1 protein-coding gene is annotated in these 611 nt (G+C 61.5%); it reads right to left on the reverse strand.

The window, feature by feature from the left end; genetic code table 11:
- Positions 1-29: 29 nt before the first annotated feature.
- On the reverse strand, positions 30-611 hold a 582-nt coding region (locus SB659_RS19045; RefSeq protein ID WP_410551518.1), incomplete at its 5' end, for an IS3 family transposase.

The raw sequence follows: 611 nt of genomic DNA on the forward strand, positions 1-611 counted from the left end.
CTGCTGCACGGATAGGTGACAGTGGTTAGTCACGCTGCCAGTGTGGCCTGCGTGTTCATGATGGACTCGTATTCGATCGGGGTCAAACGGCCGAGGGCGGCTTGGCATCTGCGGCGATGGTAGGTGCGTTCGATCCAAGTCACGATCGCGATCCTCAAGTCCTCCCTGGTAGCCCAGAAACGCCGGTCCAGGACGTTCTTTTGAAGCAGAGCGAAGAACGATTCCATCGCTGCATTGTCCCCGCACGCCCCGACCCGGCCCATCGACCCGGTCATGCCATGACGATTCAGGGCATGGACGAGTTTCCTGCTCCGAAATTGAGACCCGCGATCGGTATGCAGAATGCAGCCGGCCACGTCACCGCGTCGGGCGACCGCACTGTTCAGCGCTGCCAAGGCCAGGCGGGACTTCATCCGTGAGTCGATCGAATAGCCGACAATCCTGTTGGAGTAAACATCCTTGACCGCGCACAGGTAGAGCTTGCCTTCGGCGGTGGCGTGCTCGGTGATGTCCGAGAGCCACAACTGGTTGGGACCCTCGGCGGTGAATTCGTGCCGGGTTCGGCCCTTGCTGTCGGTCACCGCGCACAGGTCATCGTGGACCGGAGGGCC

Source organism: Arthrobacter sp. SIMBA_036 (genome assembly GCF_046535135.1).
Lineage (GTDB): Bacteria > Actinomycetota > Actinomycetes > Actinomycetales > Micrococcaceae > Arthrobacter.